The 4,936-nt window shown below is 59.6% G+C and carries 5 protein-coding genes; 2 read left to right on the forward strand and 3 right to left on the reverse strand.

Translation table 11 applies throughout. The features are described 5' to 3' along the window. Positions 1–86: 86 nt before the first annotated feature. The 3 genes from SO139_RS45485 to SO139_RS45495 are packed head-to-tail and all read right to left on the reverse strand — an operon-like array spanning position 87 to position 3,240. The gene (locus SO139_RS45485) at positions 87–1,079 is read right to left on the reverse strand and encodes a tyrosine-type recombinase/integrase (protein ID WP_498542088.1); all 993 of its coding nucleotides are present in this window, start codon (positions 1,077–1,079) and stop codon (positions 87–89) included. Further along, positions 1,076–2,020 (reverse strand): tyrosine-type recombinase/integrase, encoded by a 945-nt coding sequence (locus SO139_RS45490; RefSeq protein WP_498542089.1) that lies wholly within the window; start codon positions 2,018–2,020, stop codon positions 1,076–1,078. Before SO139_RS45490 ends, SO139_RS45485 begins: the two co-directional genes overlap by 4 nt. Beyond that, entirely contained in the window at positions 2,017–3,240 is a 1,224-nt protein-coding gene (locus SO139_RS45495) for a site-specific integrase (RefSeq protein ID WP_498542090.1), read from the reverse strand. The genes SO139_RS45490 and SO139_RS45495 overlap by 4 nt, the downstream gene beginning before the upstream one ends. Before the next feature lie 425 nt (positions 3,241–3,665). Between SO139_RS45495 and SO139_RS45500 the strand changes: the two genes are divergently transcribed. Together SO139_RS45500 and SO139_RS45505 are read left to right on the forward strand one after the other, a co-directional pair. Then, positions 3,666–3,887 (forward strand): hypothetical protein, encoded by a 222-nt coding sequence (locus SO139_RS45500; RefSeq protein ID WP_498542091.1) that lies wholly within the window; start codon positions 3,666–3,668, stop codon positions 3,885–3,887. Beyond that, positions 3,880–4,059: a hypothetical protein gene (locus SO139_RS45505; RefSeq protein ID WP_498542092.1), complete on the forward strand. Its 180-nt coding sequence runs from the start codon at positions 3,880–3,882 to the stop codon at positions 4,057–4,059. Before SO139_RS45500 ends, SO139_RS45505 begins: the two co-directional genes overlap by 8 nt. Positions 4,060–4,936 lie beyond the last annotated feature (877 nt).

Below are 4,936 nucleotides of genomic sequence, written 5' to 3' on the forward strand. Positions count from 1 at the left end.
GCATTATGCCGTAAGCGGGATTATGCCGCATGGCCGAGTTTTGCGGCTGCCACATCCGCTTTCGGCCATGCGGCAGTTCGGCATAATCAGAGCGTTTCCAGGAAGGCGAGCAGTTCGTCGCTGGGACGATACCGCCCAGGATGCGTTTCGGGGCGAGCGACCTGAGAGAGCGCTTTCTCCTTCAGCCGCATGTCGGCGTGGATATAGATCTGAGTTGTTTCCACGGATTCGTGCCCGAGCCACAGTGCGATCACGGATTGGTCAACGCCGTGATGCAGCAGCTCCATCGCGGTACTATGGCGTAGCGTGTGTGGCGTGACGCGTTTGCCTGCAAGGCGCGGGCAGGCTCGCGATGCTACGAGGGAATGCTTGCCTACCAGATGTTCCAATGCATCGCGGCTGAGCCGGTCGCCCCGGATTGACAGGAACAGCGGCCCGTCGCTGTCAAGGCGTTCGCCCATCCAGACCTGGATCAGTTTGGCCGTATCACGACGAATAGGCGTGGTGCGTTCTTTTCGCCCCTTGCCGATGCACCGGATATGAGCCCCGGTGCTAAAGATCACGTCCTTGCAGCGCAGGTTGATCAGTTCGGACGCCCGCAAACCGGTCTGAACTGCAAGCACCAGCAGGACGTGATCACGCCTCCCAACCCATGTCGTTCGATCAGGCGCCGCCAGCAGTGCCGCTATCTCCTCAGCGTCAAGGAACGTCACACTCCGTTTTACGTACCGCTTGTTCGGCATTGAGAGAATGCGCTGGCAATGAAGAAGCCAGCTGGGGTCGGTCAATGCAACGTAACGGAAGAACGAGCGGATGGCCGCAAGACGCGTGTTGCGGGTGCGTGCCGTGTTGCCGCGCGCTGTTTCCATATGGGTCAGGAAGTCGGCGACAAGATCCGCGTCGAGATCTTCGATCGTCAGCTTCGTGGGTGGCTTTCTAGACCGTGCACTTGCGTACCGGATCAGCAACCGGAATGTGTCACGGTAGCCAGCGACGGTGTGGCGGCTCGCTTCCATCTGCGTGCAGAGCCGATCGGTGAAGAAGCGCTGGATCAGCGCCGGAAAGCTGGTCGCCTTCATCGGATTTCCGCCTCCACTGTCGCGCCTGTTATCCGAGCGGAGGCCAGCTCCAGCAGTTCCGGGACCGCCTCGATATACCAATAGGTATGGGCGGGGTTGGCATGACCGAGCCATGTCGTGAGCTTGATCATCTCGCGGCCGACGTCCTTGCCCGACTGATACCAGCTCAGCATCGTGCGCACCGCGAAGGTATGGCGAAGATCATGGATGCGGGGTCCACGGCCGTGCCGAAGATAAAGCTGCGGCTTTCGCAGTCCGATCTGCTGGCATACCTGCGCGAAGTTGTAGCGCGCACCGCAATCGCGAAGTCGATGCCCCTCGCAGGTCACGAAGAATGCTTCCGCTCTGCGTCCGAGTAGCCGGTCCCGCTCGCGACCGTAGCTTTCCAGTCGCTGCACGACGCTCGGGTCCAGCGGCAGCAATCGCTCCTTGCCGAGCTTCCCCTGGCGGACATGAAGCAAGCCGGATTGGGAATCGAGATCGGCAGGGTCGAGACCGAGAGCTTCGCTGATCCGAAGTCCGGTCACGGCGATAAGGCCGAAGAGCGTCGAGCAGGTCAGGCCGCGCATGCCGTAGACCGAGGGAAGAGTCCGCGCATACTCGATGATCGCGACGATTTCGGTCTCACTATAGATATATGGATGCACGCGTTGAACACGACCGGGCACCAGTCCCCTGGGCGGTGCTTCATGCTTGGGGTCTATGCCATGCAACCATTCCGCAAATAGGCGAGCCACCCTAAAGCGTGTTGCCCGGGTTCCGGAACTGGCAGAGGACAAGCTCTCGAGCCAGCGCATGATCAGGTTGCTATTGACGTACGTCATGTCCTCGCGGTCGGCGAAGATAGCGAAGCGACGTAGTATGCGTTCATCAGTGCTCAAATTGGCGCCGAGCTGTCTTCTGACGGTCAGGTAGCGGTCGACTTCGGCCAGGAAGCTCATCGTACCACCTCCGTGACCGGCCAAGGTTGGGCGATGGAACGCAGGGCATCCGTGTCAAGCTTCGCGTAAATCATCGTCGTCGCTCGCGACCGATGCCGCAGCAGGTCGCCGACCTCTTCCAACGAGGCGCCGGCGCGAATCATGTTCGTCGCCAGGCTGTGGCGCAGAACATGCGATCCCACGTAGGGTGTCGGCGGCTTCACGCCCGTCGCAGCGAACGCCTCCTTCAATATGGTGTTGATAACCTGGCTGTCCTTGAACGGGCGGTTTGGTGCCCGATGCGTCACGAACAGCGTGCGCGTGGTCGTTGAGGTTCGCTCCTCCTGTAGATACCCGATGATCGCTTTGCCGACGTCTGGCGGGATCGGCAGCCGGTCATGGCGCTGCCCTTTTCCACGAACGAGAAGCTCGCCCGAGCGCCAATCTACGTCATCCAGCTGGATTGCGATCACCTCCGGCGCGCGCAGGCCAAGGCGGGCCATCAGCAGTAGCATTGCATAGTCCCGGGCGCCATGCCGCGGATTGGCGCGCACTGAGGCCAGAACTGCCTCCACCTCGTCCGGCGACAAATAGCGAGGGAGCCTTGCGCCCCAAGGTTTATGGGCCCTGGGAACGCAGAGGGACAGATTTGTCGTCGTGAGGCCCTGCGCGAACAGATACTGTAAGAAGCTACGCAGATGCGTTGCCGGTGTCTTGTCGCGGAACGGGCGCTTGCGCGAGAGTAGGTGCTCCAAGAACGCCACAACGGCCCGGGTGTTCAGTGCAGCCAGATCGAGCATATGGTCGCCGAAGCGATGATGGAGAAAGCGATCCGCGAACCGAAGCACATGATAGACCGAACGAGGGCTGAGTCCGCGCTGCCGCAAAAGATAGGTCTCGAAGCTACTTAGCAGTCCGTGACGCTCGGCCTGCGCAGGCGTAAGCGGTGGTCGTGTTGCCACTCCTATCTCAATGAGGTGTGCAACGAACAGCCTGGCAAGATTAGGAATCTTGATCTGGCTCTTCGGTGTGGCCGGCAACCGCCGCCCCACTGCGACAGCAAGGTCCGGTGTCAACGCCGACGGCGCAATGCCCTCGGCTTCGAGTAAGCGACCGAAGCGTCGAAGCAGGTAGCGATAATTCGTCAAGGTCTCAGGTTTGTAGTTCCTGGACGAAAGGCTTTCCTCGAACGATGCTAAGTAGGGATCAAGGCAGCAACAGGTAGTCTGGTCGGATTCCATTTGTGTGCTCCATGCTAGTGGAGCGACGAACTTCAACTCAAACGCCTCGACATGTAATAAGCTATGGGCCGAACTGTCTTTTGGATATTGCGCATAGGGCGGATTGGCTCTGCCTACGCGAAGCGCGAGCTATCAATTAATACAACCCCCGCAAGAGAGTAAAATACCTCTCCGCTCCGGCATGGAAGCTCAAGACGATGAAGACCGTTTCTGCTGACATGATACCGGACCACTTTTGGCGGTTTAGGTAGAGACATTGCTTGCGCGGCATTTAGTGTTTGGGTCGGCAAGCGCTGCTTGTCGCTCCCCCTAGGAACCACCGCTTCGGGGTGGTATTGTCCCTACATCATCGGCCGAGGCTATGCCGTAGGCGTCGATGGCTGAGAGACACCGTGCTCCCGCCTGCGAAGTCAGGGAGCGTGGCCATGCCGATCATCCGCCAAATCTTCCATCCTTTGCCCATCGACGCAGCGCACGTAGAAATGGCCCGCCAATCGATCCGCGAGGCGCTCGCGGTGCTGAGGCAGCCGCAGGCCGATACCTTCCTCGGTCGGGAGTCTTACAAGCCGTTTCCAAAGGAAAACACCGAAAATAACATAAGTGATAGGAACGGGGCCTCTCCGGGGTCATTGTTGCGGGATGATTGATCCGCTGCTCGCACGTGCCCAGCTCGCCATTGAAGAGAGCCAAGCTCTTCAAGAGACAAAGCGCGCCCTGCAATCCGAGCAACTGCATAGTCGCGAAGCACTTCGCCTCTCCGTGATGGAGAGCGCGATGTATCGGACGGAAAGCAAGGCAAGCCGGGAAGATCGGGAATAGATGGATCACTCAGCGAACGCGAAACGTTACCGCGACCAAGCCGAAGAACTTCGAGCTAAGAGTGATCTGATGAAAGACCCGGACACGCGCGCTCAATACGGCCGGATGGCGGAAGCCTATGACAAGCTGGCGGAAGGCCAGGACGACTTGGCTCGGAACACGAGAGCCAAGTAGGATACATCGACTATAATCAACGGCTCAGGTCAGCTTCTGGCTCGTGGCTGACCGCAGCGCAGAGCCCGGCCATGGCCGAAGATCACCCCAACACCATCATTCGCTGTCCGAAGTGCAAAAGGCCGACCCGCCTATTGGAGCGCGTTTGGAACGTGAAGTCCGGGACCTACGCCCGCATATTTAGGTGCCAATGCGGCGAGTTAGTCTGGGACGACTAACGGAACCAGACACTATAACCTAAGTTAATATCCCGGCGAACGGACCCGGGAGCGATGCCATGTCGCCTGAGCATCGGGAGTGGCTAGAGCGCTACGTCGAGGCGCAGAGGCGGCGGCTCGAAGCCGGTACTGAGCGCACCCGAGAGATGCTACAGCGCTCGCGCGATCTCCTCGCCCAGTCGGAGGAAATTCTACAGCAAAGCGCCGCTATCATTCGGCACGAGCGGCGCCAAGAGTAAGGCCGCCTCAGTTGGCAGCCTTTTTACCTCAGCCCACATCACATTGACTTCCGCTGTAGGCCCATCAGCGACATCGGGAGACGTCCGTCCGCTGTTAGGGGTTGAGCAGACCTCAGGGGGGCCGGCAGCTGAATGAGTATACAGCCCAGCTAGTCGATTATGCCGAACTGCCGCATGGCCAAGACCAGGCGTAACCGCCATCAACCGCGGCCATGCGGCATAATCCCGCTTACGGCATAATGACCG

The organism is Bradyrhizobium sp. UFLA05-89 (assembly GCF_059803475.1).